Origin of the sequence: Parazoarcus communis SWub3 = DSM 12120 (assembly GCF_003226565.1) — a bacterium.
GTDB classification, from domain to species: domain Bacteria; phylum Pseudomonadota; class Gammaproteobacteria; order Burkholderiales; family Rhodocyclaceae; genus Parazoarcus; species Parazoarcus communis.
Window position 1 is genome coordinate 78,024 of the sequence record NZ_QKOE01000009.1, and the last position, 21,876, is coordinate 99,899.

The window sequence follows — 21,876 nt, forward strand, 5'->3', positions numbered from 1 at the left end:
CCCTCTGCGGCGATGTTCGGCGCTTTTACCCCTTGCCTTATCTCCTTGTGTCTTTGTTGATCGTTTATCTCAGCTCCTGGCTTCGTCATGCGCAAAGCCGCTGATCGGATCATGCGGCGGGCGGGGTTTGTTCTGGCAGTGCTGCTGGCGTGCGTGCTGCTCTACGCCTCTCTGGTCGAGCCCTACTGGGTCGCGGTGACGCACCACGGTGAGGGTCCTGCAGGTCGGCCGCCAATCCGCATCGCCGTGCTGTCTGATCTTCATCTTGACGGTGTCGGTTACCGCGAGCGTGTTGTCATCGAGCGGTTGCGCGAGGTGCGTCCAGACATTCTCGTACTGGCCGGTGACGTGGTCGATGAGCCTGATGATCTGCCAGCCTTGCGCACGTTGCTGTCGCAACTCGATGTGCCGCACGCCATCGCCGTGCTGGGCAACTGGGAGCACTGGGGCGATGTACCGCTTGAGCAGTTGCATAAGCTCTATCGCGACCACAAGGTGGCGTTGCTGGTGAATGCCACGGCGCAGTTCTGGGTTGATGGTCACCCGGTTCGACTGATCGGCCTGGATGACGCAACGGCGGGGACGCCGCGCCTCGATCTCGCCATTCGGGGCCTGGAGGAAGCTGCTGCTGCGGGGCTTACAATCCTGGTCCAGCACTCCCCTGGGTTCTTTGCGGCGAAATCGGCCGGTGTAGGGCTTCCCGACAGAGCCTTCGACTTGTGTTTGTCAGGGCACACCCACGGCGGCCAAATCACGCTGTTTGGCTGGGCGTTTGGCCCGTTGCCGCCTGGCAGTGGGCCGTTTGTGGCAGGGCGATACGAGACGGCGGCGTGTCCGCTGTATGTGTCGCGGGGGCTTGGCACATCAGTGCTTCCGCTGCGGTTTTTTGCACGGCCCGAGATTGCGGCTTTTGATCTTTGATGAAGTTATCAGGTATTCAGAGATTTCAGCCGCGAGTTAGTTTTGACGTCACACCTTGAATCGCCCTGACCTGGGCTCGAACCAGAGACCTACGGATTAATAGTCCTGAAGAAACAATGGCTTGAAATCGTTATTGAGAGCCAGTTTCCAGCATTCCCGGGAGCTTGGAGGCCGGAAGCCTGCTCAGGTGATGGCCCAAAAGCGGACCAGAAGCCGACCAGACGAGGCTGATCGGACGGGATGGACCGGCGTTGTACCAGCGACCGGCAGCCAGTCTGCCCTCAACAAGGCCACGAGGCGAGCCGCAGCACAGCGCGCTCGTGTACTGGTGTCAATTGCCTGACTATAGACACCCCCTTGCCAAGCTTGACGCCAGAAAGGCCAGGAGAACTTGGCTCAGGCCGTCGTCAAGGGCTCGCTGCCAGCCGATGCATGGAGCTTGATCTTCAGTGCCTTGATGACCTTCAAGATCGTTGAAAACTCCGGGTTGCCGGCAGGCGAGAGCGCCTTATACAGGCCTTCACGCGTGATCCCAGTCGCCTTGGCTAATTGGGTCATGCCCTGAGCACGGGCGATGTCATTGAGCGCGGCACGCACGACGCTGCCGTCACCCGGATCCTCTTCAAGGCAGGCGTCCAGATACATCGCCATGTCTTCCTCGGATTGAAGGTGATCGACAGGGTCCCAACGGGAAAAGTGTTCGGTCATGGCTTCCACTCCTTCGCGATCTCTATCGCTCGTTTGATGTCGGCTTCTTGGGTACTTTTATCCCCACCGGCAAGCAGCACCAAGACGACCGGGCCATGCAGCAGGTAGTAGAGGCGGTAACCGGGGCCGTAATCGATACGGATTTCGCTGACACCATCTCTGACCGGCTTTGCATCACCAAAGTTACCCGTTTCCGCCACACGGCGGATTCGGGCATTGATGCGCATGATGGCGGCCCGATCCTTGAGCTTGGCGAGCCAGCGCGAGAAGGTCGTACTTTGGACGATTTCAAGCATGAGCTGAGTGTAGTCCATGGATTACACTTGAACAACCCAAACAGCCCGGAGATGCGGTAATCCCCCCATTTTCATGGGCAGCCAGAAGTAGAGCTATGCGGCCATGGCCAGCCGCTGCTTTGGGGTGATACCGCCCAAGGCCATGTTGGGGCGCTCGTGATTGTAGAGCCAGAGCCAGCGGGTGGCGTGAGCGTGTAGCCGCTGTCGATGCGTTGCCATTCCCAACGTAGTTCGGTGATCGGGAGCGTGAAATAGTTCGCCTGTGACGGTCGTGGCTGCATCATCGACTGGCTGGTGTCGCCGCAGATCAGCTGAGAAAGTTCGGCGCGTGAGGTCTCCAGAAAGCCACCCAAACGCCCCCAGTTCGGCCGACCGACCATCAGATGGGGCAGGGTAGGGAAATCCCCGAAAATCGGCCCTGATGCTCATTCTTGATCCGCCGTGGACAAAAAATGCCACCCCGAAGGATGGCATTTTTACTTGATGCTGGCTCCCCGACCTGGGCTCGAACCAGGGACCTACGGATTAACAGTCCGGCGCTCTACCGACTGAGCTATCGAGGAATAAAACCGAGTTGTCACTGCAACGCCTTCGATTGGACGCTGCAGGTGTTGCATGTTCTGTTGGCTCCCCGACCTGGGCTCGAACCAGGGACCTACGGATTAACAGTCCGGCGCTCTACCGACTGAGCTATCGAGGAACAGAGGCGCGCATTGTAGGCAGGATCGGCCTTTGCGTCAAGGATCCGGAGCAAAAATTTTCAGGATTTTCGCTCCGATCCGGTTTGTCAGCCTTTCACGACGGCGGCAATGGCCTTGGCGACGTAGCCGATGTTCTTGGAGTTCAGCGCAGCCAGGCAGATACGGCCGGTGGAGACCGCGTAGATACCGTACTGGGTCTTCAGGGTCTCGACCTGGGCTGCGCTGAGGCCGGTGTAGGAGAACATGCCGCGCTGCTTGATGACGAAGGAGAAGTCCTGCGCGACGCCTTCTGCCTTCAGCTGCTCGACCAGGCTGGTACGCATGGCGCGGATGCGGTCACGCATGCCGGCAAGTTCGTCTTCCCACTGCTGGCGCAGTTCGGGCGAGTTCAGCACCGCAGCAACGACCGCGCCACCATGGATGGGTGGGTTGGAGTAGTTGGTGCGGATCACGCGCTTGACCTGCGACAGCACGCGGGCGCTTTCTTCCTTGCCGGCGGTGATGATGGACAGGGCGCCGACACGTTCGCCGTACAGTGAGAAGCTCTTGGAGAACGAGCTGGACACGAAGAACTGCAGGCCGCTGGCCGAGAAGGCGCGCACTGCGACAGCGTCGGCGTCGATGCCGTCCGCAAAGCCCTGGTAAGCCATGTCAAGGAAGGGGATCAGGCCACGGCTGCGGCAGGCTGCGACGACTTCTTCCCATTGGGCGTCGCTCATGTCGGCGCCAGTGGGGTTGTGGCAGCAGGCGTGCAGCACGATGATGGAGCCCGCCGGCAGGCTTTCCAGCTTGGCTTTCATGCCAGCGAAGTTTACGCCGCGGGTCTCGGCATCGTAGTAGGGGTAGACATCGACCGGGAAGCCGGCGGATTCGAACAGCGCGCGGTGGTTTTCCCAGCTGGGGTCGGAGATATACACCGTGGCACCCGGCACCAGACGCTTCAGGTAGTCGGCACCGACCTTCAGGGCGCCGGTGCCGCCGAGGGCTTCGACGGTGACGACCTGACCGTTGGCGATTAGTGCGGAATCCTTGCCCAGCAGCAGGTTCTGTACGGCGTTGTTGTAGGTGGCCGGGCCTTCGATCGGTTGATAGCCGCGCGGCGGCATGGCTTCGAGGCGGGCTTTTTCAGCCGCACGGACGGCGGCCAGCAGCGGAATCTTGCCGTTGTCGTCGTAATAGACACCTACGCCGAGGTTAACCTTTTCGGCGCGCGTATCGGCGGCGAAGGCCTCGTTCAGGCCGAGGATCGGGTCACGGGGCGCCATCTCGACGGCGGCGAAGATCGATGCGGACATGTGGACTCCAGTTGCGCTTGCAGTTCTCGCGCGCTGGCTGCGGAATCAGACCGTGCCTTGGCGCGCGATTTGGGAAATAATCGGCCTTTGCCCGGGTTGGCGACGTCTTTGTCTGCCAGCCGAAACAATCGGAAATTCTAGCATGCAGAGTTCAGGCAACAGTGCCTCGGGGAACACCGCAAGCATCGTTACATTTGACGGCAGTCCTTTCCGGCTGCATCAGCCCTTTCCGCCGGCGGGGGATCAGCCAGAAGCCATCCGCAAGTTGGTGGAGGGGATCGAGGATGGGCTGATGTATCAGACCCTGCTCGGGGTGACGGGCTCGGGCAAGACATACACCATGGCCAACGTGATCGCGCGCATGGGACGGCCCGCGTTGGTGCTGGCGCCGAACAAGACCCTGGCGGCCCAGTTGTATGCCGAGTTTCGGGAGTTTCTGCCAGAGAATGCGGTGGAGTACTTCGTCAGCTACTACGACTACTACCAGCCCGAGGCCTATGTGCCTTCGCGTGATCTGTTCATCGAAAAGGACTCGTCCATCAACGAACATATCGAACAGATGCGGCTGTCGGCCACCAAGAGCCTGATGGAACGGCGCGATGTGGTGATCGTGGCCACGGTGTCTTGCATCTACGGTATTGGCGACCCGGTGGACTACCACGCGATGATCCTGCATCTGCGCGAGGGTGAGCGCATGCCGCATCGGGATTTGATCCAGCGCCTGGTGGCGATGCAGTACACCCGCTCGGATATCGACTTCCAGCGTGGCACGTTCAGGGTGCGGGGCGATGTGATCGACGTGTTTCCAGCGGAGAATGCGGAACTGGCCATTCGCATCGAAATGTTCGACGACGAGGTCGAGCATCTGACCCTGTTCGATCCGCTGACGGGGCATCTGAAGCAGAAGCTTGGCCGCTTCACGGTCTATCCGTCCAGTCACTACGTGACGCCACGGGCCACGGTGTTGAAGGCGATTGAAGCGATCAAGGAGGAGCTGCGCGAGCGCATCACTTTTTTCCAGCAGGAGGGCAAGCTGGTGGAGGCGCAGCGTATCGAGCAACGCACCCGCTTCGATCTTGAAATGCTCAACGAGATGGGCTTCTGCAAGGGTATCGAAAACTACTCGCGGCATTTGTCCGGGCGCGGCCCCGGCGATCCGCCGCCGACGCTGATCGACTATCTGCCGGCCGATGCGCTGATGTTCATCGATGAGTCGCACGTTGCCATTGGGCAGGTGGGGGGCATGTACAAGGGCGATCGCTCGCGCAAGGAGAATCTGGTGGGTTACGGTTTTCGCCTGCCGTCGGCGCTCGACAACCGGCCGTTGAAGTTCGACGAGTTCGAGCGCTTGATGCCGCAGACGGTGTTCGTGTCGGCCACGCCAGCCGCCTACGAAGCCGAGCATCAGGGGCAGGTGGTCGAGCAGGTGGTCAGGCCGACCGGGCTGATCGATCCGGTGGTCGAGGTGCGTCCGGCCATGACTCAGGTCGATGATCTGCTGGGCGAGATCAAGAAGCGCGTTGCAGTCAATGAGCGGGTGCTGGTTACCGTACTGACCAAGCGGATGGCCGAGGACCTGACCGACTATCTCAACGAGAACGCCATCCGCGTGCGCTACCTGCATTCGGACATCGATACCGTGGAGCGGGTGGAGATCATCCGCGATTTGCGCCTGGGTGAGTTCGATGTGCTGGTGGGGATCAACCTGCTGCGGGAAGGGTTGGATATTCCTGAAGTGTCACTGGTGACCATCCTGGATGCGGACAAGGAGGGTTTCCTGCGTTCGGAGCGGTCGTTGATTCAGACCATCGGGCGCGCGGCACGCCATATTCATGGCACGGCGATTCTGTATGCTGACCGGATCACCGACTCGATGAAGGCGGCGATGAGTGAGACCGAGCGCCGTCGCACCAAGCAGATCGCCTTCAACGAGGCAAACGGCATCGTACCGAAGACGGTGACCAAGCGGATCAAGGACATCATCGATGGTGTCTATTCGGCGGATGACGAGAAGCGTGCGTCGGTGGCGGCAGAGGCCCGGGCAGATTATGCGACGATGGACGAGAAAGCGCTGGCAAAGGCCATCAAGAAGCTCGAGAAGGAGATGCAGGAACATGCGCGCAATCTTGAGTTCGAAAAGGCTGCAGCCGCGCGCGACGAGTTGTTCCGCTTGCGCGAGCGCGCCTTTGGTGCCGACCAGCACGGCAATGGCTGAATGTTGATGGAAGGAAAATGAAGAGAGTACTGTTTGTGTGCACCGGCAATATCTGTCGATCACCCACCGCTGACGGCATTGCCCGTCATGTGATTGCGACCTCCGGGCTCGAGGGGCTGATCGAGGTTGATTCGGCGGGTATCCAGGGTTATCACGCGGGTGAGGCACCGGATCCGAGGACGTGCAAGGTGGCGGCGCAGCGTGGTTATGACCTGTCCGATCTTCGCGCGCGCAAGATCGAACTGCGCGATTACCAGCAATTCGACCTGATCCTGGCAATGGACCGCGGACACCTTGATGTGATGATGCGTAACTGTCCCGAGGTCTATCGGTCGAAGTTGGGGCTTTTCCTGGATTTCGCTGACGATCTGCCCGAAGAGGAAGTGCCCGATCCCTATTATGGCGGACCGGCAGGTTTCGACCTGGTGCTCGATTTGTGTGAACGGGGTGTTGAGGGTTTGTTGAGCCGCTTGAGCTGCGAGGTCTGACTGGCGTATCGCCTGCATGAAAAAGGCCACTCGAAAGAGTGGCCTTTTTCATGGGGCGCCGTCCGCTGAGCTGGGGGCGGACGGCGTCGGCGGCTTACTTGCCGTGAGTTTCCACCTGCTGCAGCGGTTCGTCCGGAATGATGACCTGCGGACGAGGCTTGCGACCGAGACGCAGAGGTTCTTCCGGTGCACCGGTACCAAAGCTCGCCTTCTTGTCGGCGCTGGTCTCGATCATCACCAGGCCCACTGCTTCGAGTGCGCCAGTCAGGTCGATCGGTGCAGGCGCGTCGGCCGCCTTGGGCGGTGCGATTCGCACTTCGCTTTGAGTGACCGTCTCAACGGCTACGACGGGTGCAGGCGCCTCCTGGGCCGGTGCGGTCTCCTTGCTGGCCTCGCTTGGACTGGCCTCGGTGGCAGCAAGGTCTTCCGGAGCCGACGTCGGCTCCGCGACCGCTTCGACAGGAACTGGCTTGACGGGCTCGGCCAGCTCGGCGGGTGCCTGCTCGGCTACGGAGGCCACATCAACCGGTGCGGGGGCGGCCTCTGGCGCAACGCCTTCGCTTTCGATGACCACCTGTGCTGGCGCCGAGACCGATTGTTCGCTCAGCGCGACCGGAAGCGGGGCCGCCTCAGTGCTCGCTGGCGTAGCCGCAGTGTCGCTGGCGGGCGCAACGGGCACCGGCAGTTCGGGTGCAATGGCAACGACGTCTGCCGCTGGCGCGGAGACTTCGGCTGCGACTGCTGCAGTCTGGGGCGCCTCTTCGTTTGAGGTGGCCGCATCCTGCACGACTGCTTCCGGCACGACGTCGGTGGCGGGTTCCTCGTTGCCGGTGGCGTTCAGCTCGGTGCCTTCCTGACCTTCAGCCGGGCGACGATCGCGGCGGCCGCGACTGCGGCGGCGACGTTTTTCCGGGGTTGCCTCGTCGGTCGTGACGACCAGCGGGGCTTCACCTTCAGGGGCGACGATTGCTGCCGCAACCGCCGGTGCCACGGTGTTCAGCTCGGTGCTGGCGTCGGCGCTACGCTCGGCGTCGTCCTGGCGCGGCTGGCGCTGACGGCCACGACCACGGCGGCCGCCTTCATCGCTGCGTTCGGTGCGGGCCTCGGTGCGCTCGCGCGGTTCCGGGCGCTCGGCACGCTCTGCACGATCACCTCGTTCGGTCCGGTCCTGCGTATTGCGTGCCGGTTTCTCGCGCTCCCCTTCCGCCGCGCGCTCGCTACGGCCACCGTTGCGACTGCCGTTGTTGCCGGCGTCGGCCTCATTGCGTTCACTACGCTGGGCGTCACGGCGACCGCTATTGCGGCCCCCGTTACGGCGTTCGCCATTGCGATCGTTACGACCACGACCTTCACGCTTCGGGCTGGCTTCCGGTTGCGGGGCAGGGGCCTGGGCTTCCTGTTTGTCGCCCGTAAACCAGCTCATGATCCGGGCAAACAGACCCTTGCCCGGAGCGGCCGTGGGCGCGGTTGCCGCCACAGGGGCGGGTGCTTCGACCACCGGGGCAGGCTGCGCGGGAGAGATGCCTTTGACGGCGGCTTCCTGACGTGCGGGCTTGTCACCCGGCTTGGCCGGCATGCCATTATCGGTATCTGCCGGCTGATGCACCATCTGGTAGCTGGCCAGCGCGATGTCTTCCTGATTCAGCTGATCGTGGCGCAGGCGGACGATTTCGTGCGCGGGCGTTTCCATGTGCCGGTTGGGCACGATGATCAGCATGACCTTGTGGCGGAACTCGATGCGTGCGATGTCGACCCGCTTCTCGTTGAGCAGGAAGGTTGCAACGTCGACAGGCACTTGCAGATGCACGGCGCCAGTGTTCTCCTTCATCGCTTCCTCTTCAAGGATGCGAAGGATGTGCAGGGCGGAGGACTCGGTGCTGCGGATGTGGCCGGTGCCGTTACAGCGCGGGCAGGGGATGTAGCTGGTCTCGGCCAGTGCCGGACGCAGGCGCTGACGGGAGAGTTCGAGCAGGCCGAAACGGCTGATCTTGCCGGTCTGCACGCGGGCACGGTCGTGGCGCAGGGCGTCGCGCAGGCGGTTCTCGACTTCGCGCTGGTTCTTCTGCGATTCCATGTCGATGAAGTCGATGACGATCAGGCCGCCAAGGTCGCGCAGGCGCAACTGACGGGCGATCTCGTCGGCTGCTTCGAGGTTGGTGCGGAAGGCGGTTTCCTCGATGTCGGCACCCTTGGTGGCGCGGCCCGAGTTGACGTCGATCGAGACCAGCGCTTCGGTGTGGTCGATGACCACGGCGCCGCCTGACGGCAGTCCGACCTGGCGCGAGTAGGCAGACTCGATCTGGTGTTCGATCTGGAAGCGCGAGAACAGCGGTACGTCATCGTGATAACGCTTGATCCGGCTGACGTTGCCCGGCATGACATGGGCCATGAACTGGTGAGCCTGATCATGGATGTCGTCGGTGTCGATCAGGATCTCGCCGATATCGGGCTGGAAGTAGTCGCGGATCGCACGGATCACCAGACTGCCTTCCTGGTAGATCAGGAAGGCGCCGCTCTGGCCTTGCGCCGCACCCTCGATGGCGGTCCACAGTTGCAGCAGGTAGTTCAAGTCCCACTGCAGTTCTTCGGCGCCACGGCCGATGGCGGCAGTGCGCGCGATCAGGCTCATGCCCGAGGGCACTTCGAGCTGATCCATGACCTCGCGCAGTTCTGCGCGTTCGTCGCCTTCGACGCGGCGCGATACGCCACCGCCGCGCGGGTTGTTGGGCATCAGCACAAGGTAACGGCCGGCCAGCGAGATGTAGGTGGTCAGTGCGGCACCCTTGTTGCCACGCTCATCCTTTTCGACCTGGACGATCAGTTCCTGGCCTTCGCGCAAGGCTTCCTTGATGCTGGACTTGGCGTCCGCACCCGGCTGGAAGTAGGAGCGCGAGATTTCCTTGAACGGCAGGAAACCATGGCGCTCGGCGCCGTAGTCCACAAAAGCCGCTTCGAGGCTGGGCTCGATGCGAGTGATGACCGCCTTGTAGATGTTGCTCTTGCGTTCTTCCTTGTTGGCCGATTCGATATCGAGGTCGATCAGTTTCTGACCGTCCACGATCGCGACGCGCAGTTCTTCGGCCTGCGTCGCATTGAAAAGCATGCGCTTCATTTGGATCGCTCTCCCGCGCAAGACACACGGGCAGGACGAACGGCGCGCACCATCGCGCTTTCCGGGATCAGGAGCAGTTGGTTGTGGCTACTTTCGTCATCCGGGGTTGGTATTGGGCGTTGATGGGACGGCTGGTCGATTGTCTATTGATCCTGACTGCGCGAGTTCTTGGTCTTGCAGTCAGGAGCCTTTGATCCTGCGTATGTGTTGCGCGTCTAAATCCAACCGTGAGGCTGGATGGGTGTGTCGAAGTTTGTCGTTTGCGTTACCATCGGCGCCCTTTTTGGGGCTTCGTGTGGCACGCTGCGGTTTTCCGGGAGCGCTCGTGCGGGCTCATCGTCGTCCATCCTCCACCGCCTCGTGGCGCGAGGGGATGCCGACCGCAACCGGAATCAACCGCACGGAAGTATATTTCAGGATGATGATTGAAGGCAAAGCGATTGCAGTCCGGCATGAACGGATCGATGAGACGGCGGCCGGGCAGCGTATCGACAACTACCTGATCCGGATCGCGAAAGGGGTGCCAAAGAGCCACATCTATCGCATCCTGCGCAGCGGCGAAGTTCGGGTCAATGGTCGGCGGGTGCAGCAGACCTATCGCCTGGTGGCGGGGGATGAAGTGCGGATTCCGCCGATCCGGGTGTCGGAATCAAGTCAGCCGCCGGCACCGGTAGGCAAGGCGCTGCCGGTGGTGTTCGAAGATGATGCCTTGATGGTCATCGACAAGCCCTCAGGCAAGGCGGTGCATGGCGGTAGCGGCGTCAGTTACGGCGTGATCGAACAGTTGCGGGTGCAGCGCCCGGAGTTGCGCATGCTTGAGCTGGCGCATCGGCTCGATCGAGAGACCTCCGGTCTGTTGATTGTGGCCAAGAAGCGTTCGTCGCTGACCGTGCTGCACGACATGATGCGCGACGGTGCAATGGAGAAGCGTTATCTGACCCTGGTGCCGGGCAAGTGGATCAATGCGCAGCAGCACGTCAAGGCCCCCTTGTACAAGTACCTGACTGCAGAGGGTGAGCGCCGTGTGCGGGTCAGCCCTGATGGTAAGCCGGCACATAGCATCGTGCGACTGATCAAACGCTGGAAGCGTTTCAGCTTGCTTGAGGTGGAGTTGAAGACCGGACGCACCCATCAGATTCGCGTGCATCTCGCGCACCTGGGTTTCCCCTTGTGCGGCGATGACAAGTACGGAGATTTCACGCTGAACAAGGCGCTGGAGGCTGAAGGCTTGAAGCGGATGTTCCTGCATGCGGCAAAACTGCGCTTTGCGCATCCGCTGAGTGGGGAGTCTTTGTCTTTTGAGGCGCCTTTGCCACCCGAACTGCAGGCTTTCATTGATCAACTGGATGCAGAGGAGAGCGGACGCCATGGCTGAGCGTTTCGATCTGGTGGTGTTTGACTGGGACGGGACGGTATTGGATTCGGCGGGCGCAATCGTCCGCTCGATCATGGCAGCCTGTGTCGATCTGGGTCTGCCCGTACCAACCGAGGAGCGGGCTCGTTACGTGATTGGGCTCGGGCTGGGCGATGCACTGAGGCATGCGGTGCCCGAGCTTGAAGTCGAGGCCTATCCGCGCATGGTCGAGCGCTACCGACATCATTACCTCTCGTCCGATCACGAACTCTCCTTGTTTCCAGGGGTGGCGGAGTCCATTGCCTGGTTGTCCAAGCAGGGGTGTCTGCTTGGCGTGGCAACGGGAAAGAGTCGTGTGGGCTTGAATCGCGCTCTGGCTCACTCGGGGCTGGGGGCGTATTTTCATGCGACCCGCTGTGCCGACGAGTGCTTTTCCAAGCCGCACCCGGCAATGCTCGAGCAACTGATGGATGAGCTGGGCGTGACTCCCGAACGCACGCTGATGATCGGTGATACCACGCATGATCTGCAGATGGCGCGTAATGCAGGCGTGGCGGGATTGGCGGTCAGTTTTGGCGCCCACCCGGCGGCAGCCTTGCGTGCGGAACAACCCTTGGCCTGTGTTGCGACACCTGAAGAGCTGGATAGATGGTTGCGGGCGAATCTCTGATCTGTCCGGCTGGTGATCTGCTTGACGGGGGTGATGGGGTGCGCTTTCGCGTACTCCACCATGGACGCCCCGAGCCGGCATTCGCGGTTCGTTACGGCGGTCAGGTATATGCGTACTTGAACCGTTGTGCGCATGTACCGGTCGAGCTTGACTGGATGCCGGGAAAATTCTTCGATCTGACCCGTCATCAGCTGATCTGTGCGGTGCATGGTGCGCATTACGATCCGCGCAATGGCCGATGCACGATGGGCCCCTGTCGAGGCGCATCGTTGATCAGCCTTGCGGTGATCGAGCGCGATGGCCTGGTGTTTCTGGAGGCGGGCTCAGTGCTCGCCGAGCAATAGGAATAGCGCGGGGCGTTTTCCGATCGGGCTGGGCGGATTGCGGCGCCAGTCGCCAATGCTGCGCGTGATCAGCGTCTCGGAAGGAGTGGTCAGGTCGGCTGCGATGCATAGCCGGGTGCCGGGTGCGCATAGTCGTAGCAAGGCTTCAAGCATGCGGTCGTTGCGGTACGGGGTCTCGATGAAGATCTGAGTTCGCCCAAGCCGGCGGGATTCCTGTTCCAGCAGGCGGATTTGCTCGTCGCGCTGCGTTTCGGCTACAGGCAGGTAGCCATGGAAGGCAAAGCTCTGCCCATTCAGGCCGGAGCCCATCAGTCCCAGCAGGATGGACGATGGGCCGACCATGGGGGCGACCCGGATGCCCAGTGCGTGGGCGCGGGCAACGAGGCGTGCGCCCGGGTCGGCAACCGCCGGGCAACCGGCATCGGACATCAGACCGATGTCTTCGCCACGAAGTGCGGGGGCGAGCAGGGCGTCGAGCGCTTCGGTGCCGGCGTCTGCGGGTAGTTCCTGGATGTCGGTATCGCGCAATACACCGGGGAAGTCGAGCTGTTTCAGGTGTGCTCTTGCGGCGCGCGCGTTTTCGACCACGAAATGCGCCAGTTGGGTTACCTGTTGCTGAACGTCTGCAGGCATGAAGCGCTGCCACGGCGTTTCGCCCAGGCTTACAGGAACGAGATGCAGCGTGCCCTTTGCGTTGAGTGCTGTGCTGCTCATGGCAGGGCGATGCCTTCGTTGCGCAGCATGCGTGACAGCGCGATCAGCGGGAGTCCGATCAGCGCGGTCGGGTCGTCCCCGGACAAGGCGTCGAGCAGGGTGATGCCGAGACCTTCGGACTTGGCGCTGCCTGCACAGTCAAGTGGTAGCTCGGCAGCGACATAGCGCTCGATCTCGTCGGTAGTCAGGGTGCGGAATCGAACATGTGTTGGGACGAGGGTGGATTGCACTTTGCCCGTGTCGCTGTTGATCACTGCAACCGCGGTGTGAAAGATGACATCCTGGCCGCTCATGCGGCGCAGTTGTGCATGGGCGCGCTCGATCGTGCCGGGTTTGCCGAAGATTTCATTGCCGATGCAGGCGACCTGGTCGCTGCCGATGACCAGTGCGTTTGGTTTGTGGTCGGCAATCGCTCTGGCTTTGGCAATAGCCAGCCTGATGGCAAGCGCATCAGGTGTTTCGTCTGGCAGCGGGGTCTCGTCCGTTTCCGGGCGCGCAACTTCAAAGGGCAGGCCGAACCGCTCGAGTAGTTGTTTGCGGTAGGCGGAGGTTGAGGCAAGGATCAGTGTGTTCATCAGTGCGGACGGTGGGCTGGTTGGCGCCGGTGTGTGTACAGCGGCTCAGGTGGCGGAGAGCGCCTTCTGATGCGAATCTTCTGCACAAGGGCTTTGACATCTTTAATCAAAAAATAATATCATGCACGGCTTATGTCCAATCAAGGCAAAACACCAGACAACATTGCTGATGTCTTCCGCTTCGCGGCGGGGCAGCGCAGCATGAATTTCGAGGTGCCGCTTGCGGCCTTCGAGCGTCTGGCTGATCAGTTGGTCAGTAGCGACGGCGTGGTCGTCTGCCAGGTTCAGGGATTTCAGGATCCTGAGCGTGGGGCGATCATCGAGTTGCAGCTGGCAGGCAAGCTGGTGCTGCGATGCCAGCGTTGTCTGACTGGGCTTGATTGGGATTTGGCGGTTCGCACCAGATTGCAGCCGATTCGTCCGGGGCAGGCACTGCCGGAAGACGAGTTGGAGGACGACGAGGTCGATGCGTTCGAGGTCGATGGAGAGCTCGATGTGCATGCGTTGATCGAGGATGAGATCATTCTTGCCCTGCCGATTGCGCCCCGTCACGATGAATGTGGCACGCTGCGCCCAGAGGGTGCGGCAAGCAAGGAATCACCTTTTGCCGTGCTTGCCGGTTTGCGTGGTAACGGCAGCGCCGCTTAGGTAACGTTTCGTTTAGGAGTTTTTCATGGCCGTTCAGCAGAACAAGAAGTCCCCCTCCAAGCGTGGCATGCACCGTGCCCACGATTTTCTGACCGCGCCGGCGCTGGCCGTCGAGGCAACCACGGGTGAAGTTCACCTGCGTCACCATATCAGCCCCAACGGTTTCTACCGTGGCAAGAAGGTGCTGAAGGTCAAGGGCGAGTAAGTCCGCGTCCTGACATACAGGAGGCGGCGCAGCGCGCGATGCGCCTGCGCCGCTTTTTTTTCCCTCTGAATTGATTCACGCGAGAAGCCGATGGGTGTCACCGTTGCAATCGACTGCATGGGTGGCGATCACGGCCCGGTCGTGACCGTGCCTGCTGCGCTGACCTTTCTGCGCAGTCATTCCACCGTAAACGTGATCCTGGTTGGGCGCGAAGAGTCCATCCTGCCGCTGCTTGGCGAAGCACTGGCCGCGTTTGGGTCGCGTTTGCGCGTTCGACATGCGAGCGAGGTGGTGGGTATGGACGAACCGCCGGCCAATGCGATGCGCTCGAAGAAGGATTCTTCGATGCGGATCGTCGCCGATCTGGTTAAATCGGGCGAAGCACAAGCCGCCGTGTCCGCTGGAAATACCGGCGCCTTGATGGCCATCTCCCGCTTTGTCCTTAAAACACTTCCTGGCATCGACCGTCCTGCAATCTGTTCGATCTTGCCGACACAGAAAGGGCACAGTTACGTGCTCGATCTGGGGGCAAACGTCGATTGCAGTGCAGAGCACCTGCTGCAGTTCGGTATCATGGGCGCGATGCTGGCTGCGGCAGTTGATCATGATGAGCGTCCGCGAGTTGGCTTGCTCAATATCGGCGAAGAGGCGATCAAGGGTAACGAGGTCGTCAAGCAGGCCGGTGAGTTGCTGCGCAACAGCGGTCTGAATTTCTGCGGCAATGTCGAAGGCGACGACATCTACAAGGGGGCGGCCGACGTCGTGGTGTGTGATGGCTTCGTCGGTAACGTCGCGTTGAAGACGTCCGAAGGGCTGGCGCAGATGTTATCGACATTCCTGCGCGAAGAGTTCGGGCGGAATCTGTTCACCCGGATCATGGCCCTGATCGCGATGCCGGCGCTGAAGCGGTTCAAGCACAGGGTCGATCATCGCAGGTATAACGGTGCGGTATTGCTGGGTTTGCGCGGCGTCGTGGTGAAGAGCCACGGGTCTGCTGATCCGTTTGCCTTTGAGCAGGCGATCGGGCGCGCGGCCGATGCCGCGGGTAATCAACTGATCGAACGCATCAGCCTGAAGATGGCGAGCATGAGCGAGGTTGCAGCATGATTCACGCAAGAATCACCGGTACCGGCAGCTATCTGCCGGGGGAGCCTGTCAGTAACGAGGACCTCGTCCGGCGCGGCATCGATACTTCTGATGAGTGGGTGACCAGTCGTACAGGTATCTCCAGTCGCCATCTCGCGACGGCAGAAACCGGCTCCAGCGACCTGGCCTGCAAGGCTGCCGAACGCGCGATCGAGGCGGCCGGTTGCGAGGCCGAGGATATCGACCTGATCATCGTCGCTACCTCGACCCCTGATTATATCTTTCCAAGCACGGCCGCTTTGCTTCAATCCCGCCTGGGGATCCGTAACGGAGGGGCGGCGTTCGATGTGCAGGCGGTCTGCAGTGGCTTCGTCTACGCCCTCAGCATTGCCGAGAAGTTCATTCGCTCTGGCAGTCACAAGCGCGCCTTGGTGGTTGGTGCCGAGGTGTTCTCCCGCATTCTCGACTGGTCCGATCGCAGTACGTGTGTGCTGTTTGGTGACGGCGCCGGCGCGGTGGTGCTCGAGGCTTCGGAGCAACCGGGTGTGCGTGCGACTGCGCTGCATGCGGATGGCAGTCATCATCCTATCCTCTGTGTGCCCGGTGGTGTCGCCTCAGGTCAGGTCATTGGCGACCCCTTTCTGCGCATGGATGGACAGGCGGTATTCAAGTTTGCGGTCAAGGTGCTGGGTGACGTTGCACACGAAGTGCTCGAACTGGCGGACTGCCCGGTTGATAGCATCGACTGGTTGATTCCTCACCAAGCCAATATCCGCATCATCCAGGCAACAGCCAAGCGCCTTGGCGTGCCGATGGAGAAAGTCATCACGACGGTCGAGCGCCACGGCAACACTTCAGCTGCTTCAATTCCGCTGGCACTGGATCTCGCGGTGCGCGACGGTCGCATCCGTCCGGGGCATCGCATTGTGCTGGAAGGGGTTGGTGGTGGCTTCACTTGGGGCGCAGCCCTGGTCGATTTCTGATTTCTTTCTCGATACGGAGAGATTGATGTCATTTGCACTGGTTTTCCCTGGTCAGGGGTCGCAGTCGGTTGGCATGATGGCGCCTTATGGTGATCTGGCGATCATTCGCGAAACATTTGCCGAGGCCTCCGATGCCCTGGGTGAGGATTTGTGGGCCATGGTCTGCGAGGGGCCTGCAGAGCGTCTTGCGCTGACCGTCAATACCCAGCCCTTGATGCTGACTGCGGGTGTCGCGGCTTATCGCGCCTGGCTGGCGGCGGGTGGCGCTCGTCCGGCACTGGTCGCCGGACACAGCCTGGGTGAGTATGCTGCGCTGGTTGCGGCGGAGGCTTTGTCGTTTGCTGACGCGGTGCCTTTGGTGCGCTTCCGTGCCCAAGCCATGCAGGAAGCGGTGCCGGCTGGCGAGGGGGCGATGGCCGCCTTGCTTGGGCTGGAGGTCGAGGCCGTTCGTGAAGCCTGTCAGGAAGCTGCCCAGGGTGAGGTGGTCGAGGCCGCCAACCTGAATGCTCCGGGTCAGATCGTCATCGCTGGGGCGAAGGCGGCAGTTGAGCGCGCAATCGAGGCGGCCAAGGCGCGGGGGGCCAAACGCGCAATGCTGCTGCCGGTCTCGGCGCCCTTTCACTGCGCGCTGATGAAGCCGGCTGCAGACCGGCTTGCCGAGCGTCTGGCAGCGGTTGATGTCCGCACGCCGACGATCGATGTGCTGAATAATGTTGACGTCGCGATCTGCAGCGAGCCCGCAGCGATTCGGGATGCACTGGTTCGTCAGGCATTCTCGCCAGTGCGCTGGATCGAATCCATTCAGGCAATGGCGCAGCGTGGTTTGACGCCGGTCATCGAATGTGGTCCGGGCAAAGTGCTTGCCGGCATGACCAAGCGCATTGCCAAGGAAGTTGAGGGCGGATCGATTCACGATGCCGCCAGTCTGGAACAGATGCTTGCAGCAGTGAGGTCGTGATGAGTTTTTCGCTTGAAGGTCAGGTTGCGCTTGTGACCGGAGCATCGCGCGGCATTGGACGTGCGGTGGCAATGCAGTTGGGTGCCCTGGGGGCGACCGTGGTTGGCACGGCGACCTCGTCGGGCGGCGCTGCCGAAATCGAGCAGGCGCTGGTCGAAGCGGGCTACAAGGGTGCCGGGCTGGCGCTGGATGTGACCGATTCGGCTGCTTGCGAAGCCATGATTGGTGATATCGAGAAGCGCTTTGGTGCTGTGGGTATTCTGGTGAATAACGCCGGGATTACCCGTGACAACCTCGCCATGCGGATGAAGGACGAAGAGTGGGATGCGGTGATCGACACCAATCTCAAGGCGGTCTTCCGCATGTCCAAGCTGGTCATGCGCGGCATGATGAAAGCACGCGGCGGTCGCATCATCAACATCACTTCGGTGGTGGGGAGTGCAGGCAACCCGGGGCAGGCCAACTATGCTGCAGCCAAGGCAGGCGTGGCCGGCATGAGTCGTGCGCTGGCGCGTGAGTTGGGAAGCCGCAATATCACGGTCAATTGTGTTGCGCCCGGATTCATCGATACCGACATGACGCGTGCGCTGCCTGATGCGGCACGTGATGCACTGCTGGGCAACATTGCATTGGGTCGCCTGGGGCGTCCGGAAGAGATTGCTGCGGCAGTCGCCTTCCTGGCATCGCCGGCTGCGGCCTATGTGACTGGGACAACATTGCATGTCAACGGTGGCATGTATATGTCGTGATCGCTTGCCGCGATAGCGGAAGCGTTCCTTTTTGGTAGAATACGTCGGTTTTTTTCTTACACACCTGCACTTTCAGGGAAGGAGTTTGTTCATGGAGAACATCGAACAGCGCGTCAAAAAGATCGTTGCTGAGCAACTTGGCGTAAACGAATCGGAGATCAAGAACGAGTCTTCGTTCGTGGATGATCTGGGCGCGGATTCGCTGGACACCGTGGAACTGGTCATGGCGCTGGAAGAAGAGTTCGAGTGCGAGATTCCGGACGAAGAGGCCGAGAAGATCACCACCGTCCAGCAAGCGATTGACTACGTCAACGCTCACCTCAAGAAGTAATCGTTTCACTGTTTTCCGCCGGGCTGTGCGTCAGCACTGTCCGGCGTGATCCTCATTCCTCCGCCTTGATTCCTTACGGAGATGCCCGTGTCGCGTCGTAGAGTCGTCGTCACCGGTCTGGGACTCGTCTCGCCGGTCGGCAATACTGTTCCCGAAGCCTGGGAAAACCTGATTGCCGGTAAGAGCGGCATCGCCCCGATCACCCGTTTCGATGCCAGCGCATTCGCTGCGCGCATTGCTGGCGAGGTGAAGAATTTCGACGTTTCGACTTATCTGTCGCCCAAGGAAGCGCGCCGAATGGATGTCTTCATCCATTACGGCATGGCGGCCGGCATTCAGGCGATCCGTGATTCGGGAATCGAGGTCAATGATGCCAATGCAGAGCGCATTGGTGTCAATATCGGGTCCGGCATCGGCGGTCTGCCGATGATCGAAGATACCCACAACGACTATCTTGGCGGCGGTCCGCGCAAGATTTCGCCGTTTTTCATTCCCGGCACCATCATCAACATGATCTCGGGCAACCTGTCGATCATGTTCGGCATGAAGGGCCCCAATGTTGCCGTCGTTACTGCATGCACCACCGGACTTCATGCGATCGGCATGAGTGCGCGCATGATCGAGTACGGTGACGCAGACGTGATGGTCTGCGGTGGCGCCGAATCCACGGTGACGCATCTGGCCATTGGTGGTTTCGCTTCGGCAAAGGCCTTGTCCACCCGGAATGATGATCCGGCGACTGCAAGCCGTCCTTGGGACAAGGAGCGCGACGGTTTCGTGCTCGGCGAGGGGGCAGGCGTGCTGGTGCTCGAAGAGTACGAGCACGCCGTCAAGCGCGGCGCCCGCATCTATGCCGAACTCGCGGGGTTTGGCATGAGTGGTGACGCCTATCACATGACCGCGCCCGATACCGACGGGCCGCGCCGCAGCATGGTCAACGCCATGAAGAATGCGGGCGTCAATGTCGACGAAGTGCACTATCTGAACGCTCACGGTACGTCCACACCGCTGGGTGACAAGAACGAGACCGATGCAATCAAGCTTGCTTTCGGTGTCGATGCCGCCAAGAAGCTCGTGGTCAACTCCACCAAGTCGATGACAGGTCACCTGCTGGGTGGCGCTGGTGGTCTTGAGTCGGTGTTTACGGTACTGGCGGTTCATAATCAGATCTCGCCGCCGACAATCAACATCTTTGATCAGGATCCAGACTGCGATCTGGATTACTGCGCGAATGTTGCCCGTCCGATGAAGATCGATGTTGCGATGAAGAACAACTTCGGTTTTGGCGGCACCAACGGCACCTTGGTGTTCCGCAAGATCTGATTCACGCGGGGCGGGTGTGAGCGCCTTCGAGGCGATTCGACTCAAGCCCTCGTTTAGCGTCCTGGCGTCAGTGCTGGCCCTTCATTGTGGGGCTGGGCTGACGCTTTTCTTTTTTGTGCCCGGTACCCTGTTTGTGGTGCTTGGCGGCCTAGTGGTGGGGGTGTCCCTGTTCTTGGCCTTGCGGCAGCAGTGGGAGATGCGGGGCAGGGTGCTGACGATCTATGCAGACGGTGGGGCTGCGCTGGGTGATGGAGAGTCGTTTCAGCTGGTGCGAGTGAGCGACGACGCGGTCATTCTGCCCCACGTGTTGTTCGTCACGTTGAGGGGCACGGATGCCAGACCGCGTCTGGGGACGTTGCGCTTGATGCTGGTGGCCGGCAATATGAATGCCGCGCAGTGGCGCCGCCTGAGGATTTGGCTGCGCCACCGGGCGGTCAGGCTTGCGGCTGTTTCGCCTTGATGGGCGGCGGACGCAATACCGTGTCACGTGCCTTGGGCAAGGTGTCTGGATAGTCGCGGGAGTGATGCAGGCCACGGCTTTCCTTGCGCTTGAGGGCGCAGCGCACGATCAGGTCTGCAGTGACGACCAGATTGCGCAGTTCGATCAGATCGTTGGATACACGGAAGTTCGAGTAGAACTCATTGATCTCGCTTGCCAGCAGACGAATCCGGTGCTGGGCACGTTGCAGGCGCTTGGTCGTGCGTACAATGCCCACGTAGTCCCACATTGCCCGACGCAGTTCCGCCCAGTTGTGCGAGATGACGACCTCCTCGTCGGCATCGGTTACCCGGCTTTCGTCCCAGGCGGGTAGTTCGGGCATGGTTTGCTGCGGTTTGGCAAGGATGTCTCGCGCGGCGGATTCGCCAAACACCAGGCACTCGAGCAACGAGTTGCTGGCCAGGCGGTTGGCGCCATGCAGTCCGGTGCCGGCGGACTCCCCCACGGCATACAGACCAGGGACATCGGTACGTGCCGACAGGTCGGTGACAATGCCGCCGCAGGAGTAATGCGCGGCAGGGACGACCGGAATCGGCTCGCGGGTGATGTCGATACCCAGCTCGAGGCAGCGTGCGTGAATATTGGGGAAGTGACCGCGCAGCCAGTCGGCAGGTTTGTGACTGATGTCCAGATAGACGCAATCAATCCCGCGTTTTTTCATTTCGAAGTCGATGGCCCGGGCGACGATATCGCGCGGGGCGAGCTCTTCGCGTGGGTCGTGTTCGGGCATGAAGCGGGTGCCGTCCGGCAGTCGCAGCAGGCCACCTTCGCCGCGAACCGCCTCGGAGATCAGGAAGGATTTTGCCTGAGGGTGGTAGAGGCAGGTGGGGTGGAACTGGATGAATTCCATGTTGCGCACCCGGCATCCTGCTCGCCAGGCCATTGCCACGCCATCGCCGGTCGCAACATCCGGGTTGGTGGTGTAGAGATAGACCTTTCCGGTGCCGCCAGCTGCGATGACGGTGTTGTGGGCGCCAAAGGTCAGTACCTGATCTCCGCGGATGTCCAGCACGTAGGCGCCAAGGCAGCCCCTGCCGGGTTGTCCGATCTTGTCACCCAGAATCAGATCCACCCCGATGTGGTGCTCGAAGATGTCGATGTTCGGATGCGCCAGGACTTCTTCGCTCAAGGTTGCCTGCACTGCCGCGCCGGTGGCATCTGCAGCGTGGATGATGCGCCGATGGGAATGCCCGCCTTCGCGTGTCAGGTGGTAGCCCAGTGCCGACTCATCTTCGCGGGTGAAGGGTACGCCACGGTTGATCAGCCATTCGATGGCCTCGCGTCCGTGTTCGACAACGAACCGGGTCGCCTGCGCATCGCACAGGCCGGCACCCGCAGTGAACGTGTCCTGTATGTGTGCTTCGATGCTGTCGGTGTTGTCCAGAACGGCCGCAATGCCCCCTTGAGCCCAGGCGCTGGCACTGTCTGCAAGGCTGCGCTTGGTCACGATGGCAACTCGCTGTCGATCCGCGAGTCGGAGTGCGAGAGACTGGCCGGCAGTGCCGCTGCCGAGAATCAGGACGTCGTACTGTTTGTGCAAGATAACCGTCACACGCTGGGTTGAAGCGCTGAAATATATCACGGGGTGGAAGCCTTTATCCGCCTTGGCTGCAGGCGCCCCGCCAATATCCCTTTCGCTACATGAACTAATTTTCGGGCGCTTTGTCTCTAAGCCAGATGAAGCGTTTTGCTGCGGGTGCC

22 protein-coding genes and 2 tRNA genes are annotated in these 21,876 nt (G+C 61.2%); 15 read left to right on the forward strand and 9 right to left on the reverse strand.

The features are described 5' to 3' along the window. Positions 1-87 precede the first annotated feature (87 nt). A complete protein-coding gene (locus DNK49_RS13525; protein ID WP_110525408.1) occupies positions 88-921 on the forward strand; it encodes a metallophosphoesterase in 834 nt (277 codons plus the stop codon). A 396-nt stretch (positions 922-1,317) separates the two neighbouring features. Here the strand turns inward: DNK49_RS13525 and DNK49_RS13530 are convergent, their stop codons facing one another. From DNK49_RS13530 to DNK49_RS13555, 5 genes are all read right to left on the reverse strand, one after another. Beyond that, the gene (locus DNK49_RS13530) at positions 1,318-1,629 is read right to left on the reverse strand and encodes an addiction module antidote protein (protein WP_110525410.1); all 312 of its coding nucleotides are present in this window, start codon (positions 1,627-1,629) and stop codon (positions 1,318-1,320) included. Further along, the gene (locus DNK49_RS13535) at positions 1,626-1,943 is read right to left on the reverse strand and encodes a type II toxin-antitoxin system RelE/ParE family toxin (RefSeq protein WP_279386423.1); all 318 of its coding nucleotides are present in this window, start codon (positions 1,941-1,943) and stop codon (positions 1,626-1,628) included. The genes DNK49_RS13530 and DNK49_RS13535 overlap by 4 nt, the downstream gene beginning before the upstream one ends. Positions 1,944-2,412: 469 nt before the next feature. Next, positions 2,413-2,488: transfer RNA gene (locus DNK49_RS13545), tRNA-Asn, on the reverse strand. Between the two features lie 61 nt (positions 2,489-2,549). Beyond that, a tRNA-Asn gene (locus tag DNK49_RS13550) sits at positions 2,550-2,625 on the reverse strand. A gap of 87 nt (positions 2,626-2,712) precedes the next feature. Next, complete coding sequence (locus DNK49_RS13555; RefSeq protein ID WP_110525413.1) at positions 2,713-3,921, reverse strand: amino acid aminotransferase; 1,209 nt, start codon at positions 3,919-3,921, stop codon at positions 2,713-2,715. Positions 3,922-4,063: 142 nt separating this feature from the next. Between DNK49_RS13555 and uvrB the strand changes: the two genes are divergently transcribed. Together uvrB and DNK49_RS13565 are read left to right on the forward strand one after the other, a co-directional pair. Continuing rightward, the gene (uvrB, locus tag DNK49_RS13560; protein WP_110525415.1) at positions 4,064-6,136 is read left to right on the forward strand and encodes an excinuclease ABC subunit UvrB; all 2,073 of its coding nucleotides are present in this window, start codon (positions 4,064-4,066) and stop codon (positions 6,134-6,136) included. 17 nt (positions 6,137-6,153) lie between these two features. Continuing rightward, positions 6,154-6,624: a low molecular weight protein-tyrosine-phosphatase gene (locus tag DNK49_RS13565; protein WP_110525417.1), complete on the forward strand. Its 471-nt coding sequence runs from the start codon at positions 6,154-6,156 to the stop codon at positions 6,622-6,624. Positions 6,625-6,718: 94 nt separating this feature from the next. Here DNK49_RS13565 and DNK49_RS13570 read toward each other — a convergent pair whose 3' ends face one another. Further along, positions 6,719-9,736, reverse strand: a complete 3,018-nt coding sequence (locus DNK49_RS13570; protein WP_110525419.1) for an Rne/Rng family ribonuclease — start codon at positions 9,734-9,736, stop codon at positions 6,719-6,721. 418 nt (positions 9,737-10,154) lie between these two features. On the opposite strand from DNK49_RS13570, the gene DNK49_RS13575 reads away from it, so the two are divergent. From DNK49_RS13575 to DNK49_RS13585, 3 genes are read left to right on the forward strand one after another with little or no spacing between them, the layout of a single operon-like run. Further along, positions 10,155-11,111, forward strand: coding sequence for an RluA family pseudouridine synthase (locus DNK49_RS13575; protein WP_110525627.1), 957 nt, complete (start codon positions 10,155-10,157; stop codon positions 11,109-11,111). Further along, positions 11,104-11,760, forward strand: coding sequence for an HAD-IA family hydrolase (locus tag DNK49_RS13580; RefSeq protein ID WP_110525420.1), 657 nt, complete (start codon positions 11,104-11,106; stop codon positions 11,758-11,760). Before DNK49_RS13575 ends, DNK49_RS13580 begins: the two co-directional genes overlap by 8 nt. Next, positions 11,739-12,104, forward strand: a complete 366-nt coding sequence (locus tag DNK49_RS13585; RefSeq protein ID WP_110525421.1) for a Rieske (2Fe-2S) protein — start codon at positions 11,739-11,741, stop codon at positions 12,102-12,104. The genes DNK49_RS13580 and DNK49_RS13585 overlap by 22 nt, the downstream gene beginning before the upstream one ends. On the opposite strand, the gene DNK49_RS13590 is transcribed toward DNK49_RS13585, so the two are convergent. Then, the gene (locus DNK49_RS13590; protein ID WP_110525422.1) at positions 12,084-12,818 is read right to left on the reverse strand and encodes an SAM-dependent methyltransferase; all 735 of its coding nucleotides are present in this window, start codon (positions 12,816-12,818) and stop codon (positions 12,084-12,086) included. The two genes, DNK49_RS13585 and DNK49_RS13590, sit on opposite strands and share 21 nt — an antisense overlap. Further along, entirely contained in the window at positions 12,815-13,393 is a 579-nt protein-coding gene (locus tag DNK49_RS13595; RefSeq protein ID WP_110525423.1) for a Maf family protein, read from the reverse strand. Before DNK49_RS13595 ends, DNK49_RS13590 begins: the two co-directional genes overlap by 4 nt. A 132-nt stretch (positions 13,394-13,525) precedes the next feature. Between DNK49_RS13595 and DNK49_RS13600 the strand changes: the two genes are divergently transcribed. The 9 genes from DNK49_RS13600 to DNK49_RS13640 all read left to right on the forward strand — a co-directional run bounded on the left by DNK49_RS13600 (position 13,526) and on the right by DNK49_RS13640 (position 20,136). Continuing rightward, on the forward strand, positions 13,526-14,041 hold the full coding sequence (locus DNK49_RS13600) for a YceD family protein (RefSeq protein WP_110525424.1): 516 nt from the start codon (positions 13,526-13,528) through the stop codon (positions 14,039-14,041). 25 nt (positions 14,042-14,066) lie between these two features. After that, positions 14,067-14,246 (forward strand): 50S ribosomal protein L32, encoded by a 180-nt coding sequence (gene rpmF, locus DNK49_RS13605; protein WP_110525425.1) that lies wholly within the window; start codon positions 14,067-14,069, stop codon positions 14,244-14,246. Between the two features lie 90 nt (positions 14,247-14,336). Then, on the forward strand, positions 14,337-15,353 hold the full coding sequence (gene plsX / locus DNK49_RS13610; RefSeq protein WP_110525427.1) for a phosphate acyltransferase PlsX: 1,017 nt from the start codon (positions 14,337-14,339) through the stop codon (positions 15,351-15,353). Next, positions 15,350-16,315: a beta-ketoacyl-ACP synthase III gene (locus DNK49_RS13615; RefSeq protein ID WP_110525429.1), complete on the forward strand. Its 966-nt coding sequence runs from the start codon at positions 15,350-15,352 to the stop codon at positions 16,313-16,315. Before plsX ends, DNK49_RS13615 begins: the two co-directional genes overlap by 4 nt. A 25-nt stretch (positions 16,316-16,340) precedes the next feature. Continuing rightward, on the forward strand, positions 16,341-17,273 hold the full coding sequence (fabD, locus tag DNK49_RS13620; protein ID WP_110525431.1) for an ACP S-malonyltransferase: 933 nt from the start codon (positions 16,341-16,343) through the stop codon (positions 17,271-17,273). Further along, positions 17,273-18,022 (forward strand): 3-oxoacyl-ACP reductase FabG, encoded by a 750-nt coding sequence (gene fabG / locus DNK49_RS13625; protein ID WP_110525433.1) that lies wholly within the window; start codon positions 17,273-17,275, stop codon positions 18,020-18,022. Before fabD ends, fabG begins: the two co-directional genes overlap by 1 nt. A 91-nt stretch (positions 18,023-18,113) precedes the next feature. Beyond that, complete coding sequence (acpP, locus tag DNK49_RS13630; protein WP_011765359.1) at positions 18,114-18,353, forward strand: acyl carrier protein; 240 nt, start codon at positions 18,114-18,116, stop codon at positions 18,351-18,353. Between the two features lie 87 nt (positions 18,354-18,440). Next, complete coding sequence (fabF, locus tag DNK49_RS13635) at positions 18,441-19,676, forward strand: beta-ketoacyl-ACP synthase II (RefSeq protein WP_110525435.1); 1,236 nt, start codon at positions 18,441-18,443, stop codon at positions 19,674-19,676. A gap of 16 nt (positions 19,677-19,692) precedes the next feature. Further along, positions 19,693-20,136, forward strand: a complete 444-nt coding sequence (locus DNK49_RS13640; RefSeq protein WP_110525438.1) for a protein YgfX — start codon at positions 19,693-19,695, stop codon at positions 20,134-20,136. Here the strand turns inward: DNK49_RS13640 and nadB are convergent. Continuing rightward, complete coding sequence (nadB, locus tag DNK49_RS13645) at positions 20,111-21,715, reverse strand: L-aspartate oxidase (protein ID WP_110525630.1); 1,605 nt, start codon at positions 21,713-21,715, stop codon at positions 20,111-20,113. The genes DNK49_RS13640 and nadB overlap by 26 nt on opposite strands. Positions 21,716-21,876: the final 161 nt, after the last annotated feature.

What these genes read in the sequence shown, in the direction of transcription:
- DNK49_RS13525 (WP_110525408.1), top strand. Translation starts at nt 88, where the DNA reads ATGCGCAAAGCCGCTGATCGGATCATGCGGCGGGCGGGGTTTGTTCTG.
- DNK49_RS13530 (WP_110525410.1), bottom strand. Translation starts at nt 1,629, where the DNA reads ATGACCGAACACTTTTCCCGTTGGGACCCTGTCGATCACCTTCAATCC.
- DNK49_RS13535 (WP_279386423.1), bottom strand. Translation starts at nt 1,943, where the DNA reads ATGGACTACACTCAGCTCATGCTTGAAATCGTCCAAAGTACGACCTTC.
- DNK49_RS13555 (WP_110525413.1), bottom strand. Translation starts at nt 3,921, where the DNA reads ATGTCCGCATCGATCTTCGCCGCCGTCGAGATGGCGCCCCGTGACCCG.
- uvrB (WP_110525415.1), top strand. Translation starts at nt 4,064, where the DNA reads ATGCAGAGTTCAGGCAACAGTGCCTCGGGGAACACCGCAAGCATCGTT.
- DNK49_RS13565 (WP_110525417.1), top strand. Translation starts at nt 6,154, where the DNA reads ATGAAGAGAGTACTGTTTGTGTGCACCGGCAATATCTGTCGATCACCC.
- DNK49_RS13570 (WP_110525419.1), bottom strand. Translation starts at nt 9,736, where the DNA reads ATGAAGCGCATGCTTTTCAATGCGACGCAGGCCGAAGAACTGCGCGTC.
- DNK49_RS13575 (WP_110525627.1), top strand. Translation starts at nt 10,155, where the DNA reads ATGATGATTGAAGGCAAAGCGATTGCAGTCCGGCATGAACGGATCGAT.
- DNK49_RS13580 (WP_110525420.1), top strand. Translation starts at nt 11,104, where the DNA reads ATGGCTGAGCGTTTCGATCTGGTGGTGTTTGACTGGGACGGGACGGTA.
- DNK49_RS13585 (WP_110525421.1), top strand. Translation starts at nt 11,739, where the DNA reads ATGGTTGCGGGCGAATCTCTGATCTGTCCGGCTGGTGATCTGCTTGAC.
- DNK49_RS13590 (WP_110525422.1), bottom strand. Translation starts at nt 12,818, where the DNA reads ATGAGCAGCACAGCACTCAACGCAAAGGGCACGCTGCATCTCGTTCCT.
- DNK49_RS13595 (WP_110525423.1), bottom strand. Translation starts at nt 13,393, where the DNA reads ATGAACACACTGATCCTTGCCTCAACCTCCGCCTACCGCAAACAACTA.
- DNK49_RS13600 (WP_110525424.1), top strand. Translation starts at nt 13,526, where the DNA reads ATGTCCAATCAAGGCAAAACACCAGACAACATTGCTGATGTCTTCCGC.
- rpmF (WP_110525425.1), top strand. Translation starts at nt 14,067, where the DNA reads ATGGCCGTTCAGCAGAACAAGAAGTCCCCCTCCAAGCGTGGCATGCAC.
- plsX (WP_110525427.1), top strand. Translation starts at nt 14,337, where the DNA reads ATGGGTGTCACCGTTGCAATCGACTGCATGGGTGGCGATCACGGCCCG.
- DNK49_RS13615 (WP_110525429.1), top strand. Translation starts at nt 15,350, where the DNA reads ATGATTCACGCAAGAATCACCGGTACCGGCAGCTATCTGCCGGGGGAG.
- fabD (WP_110525431.1), top strand. Translation starts at nt 16,341, where the DNA reads ATGTCATTTGCACTGGTTTTCCCTGGTCAGGGGTCGCAGTCGGTTGGC.
- fabG (WP_110525433.1), top strand. Translation starts at nt 17,273, where the DNA reads ATGAGTTTTTCGCTTGAAGGTCAGGTTGCGCTTGTGACCGGAGCATCG.
- acpP (WP_011765359.1), top strand. Translation starts at nt 18,114, where the DNA reads ATGGAGAACATCGAACAGCGCGTCAAAAAGATCGTTGCTGAGCAACTT.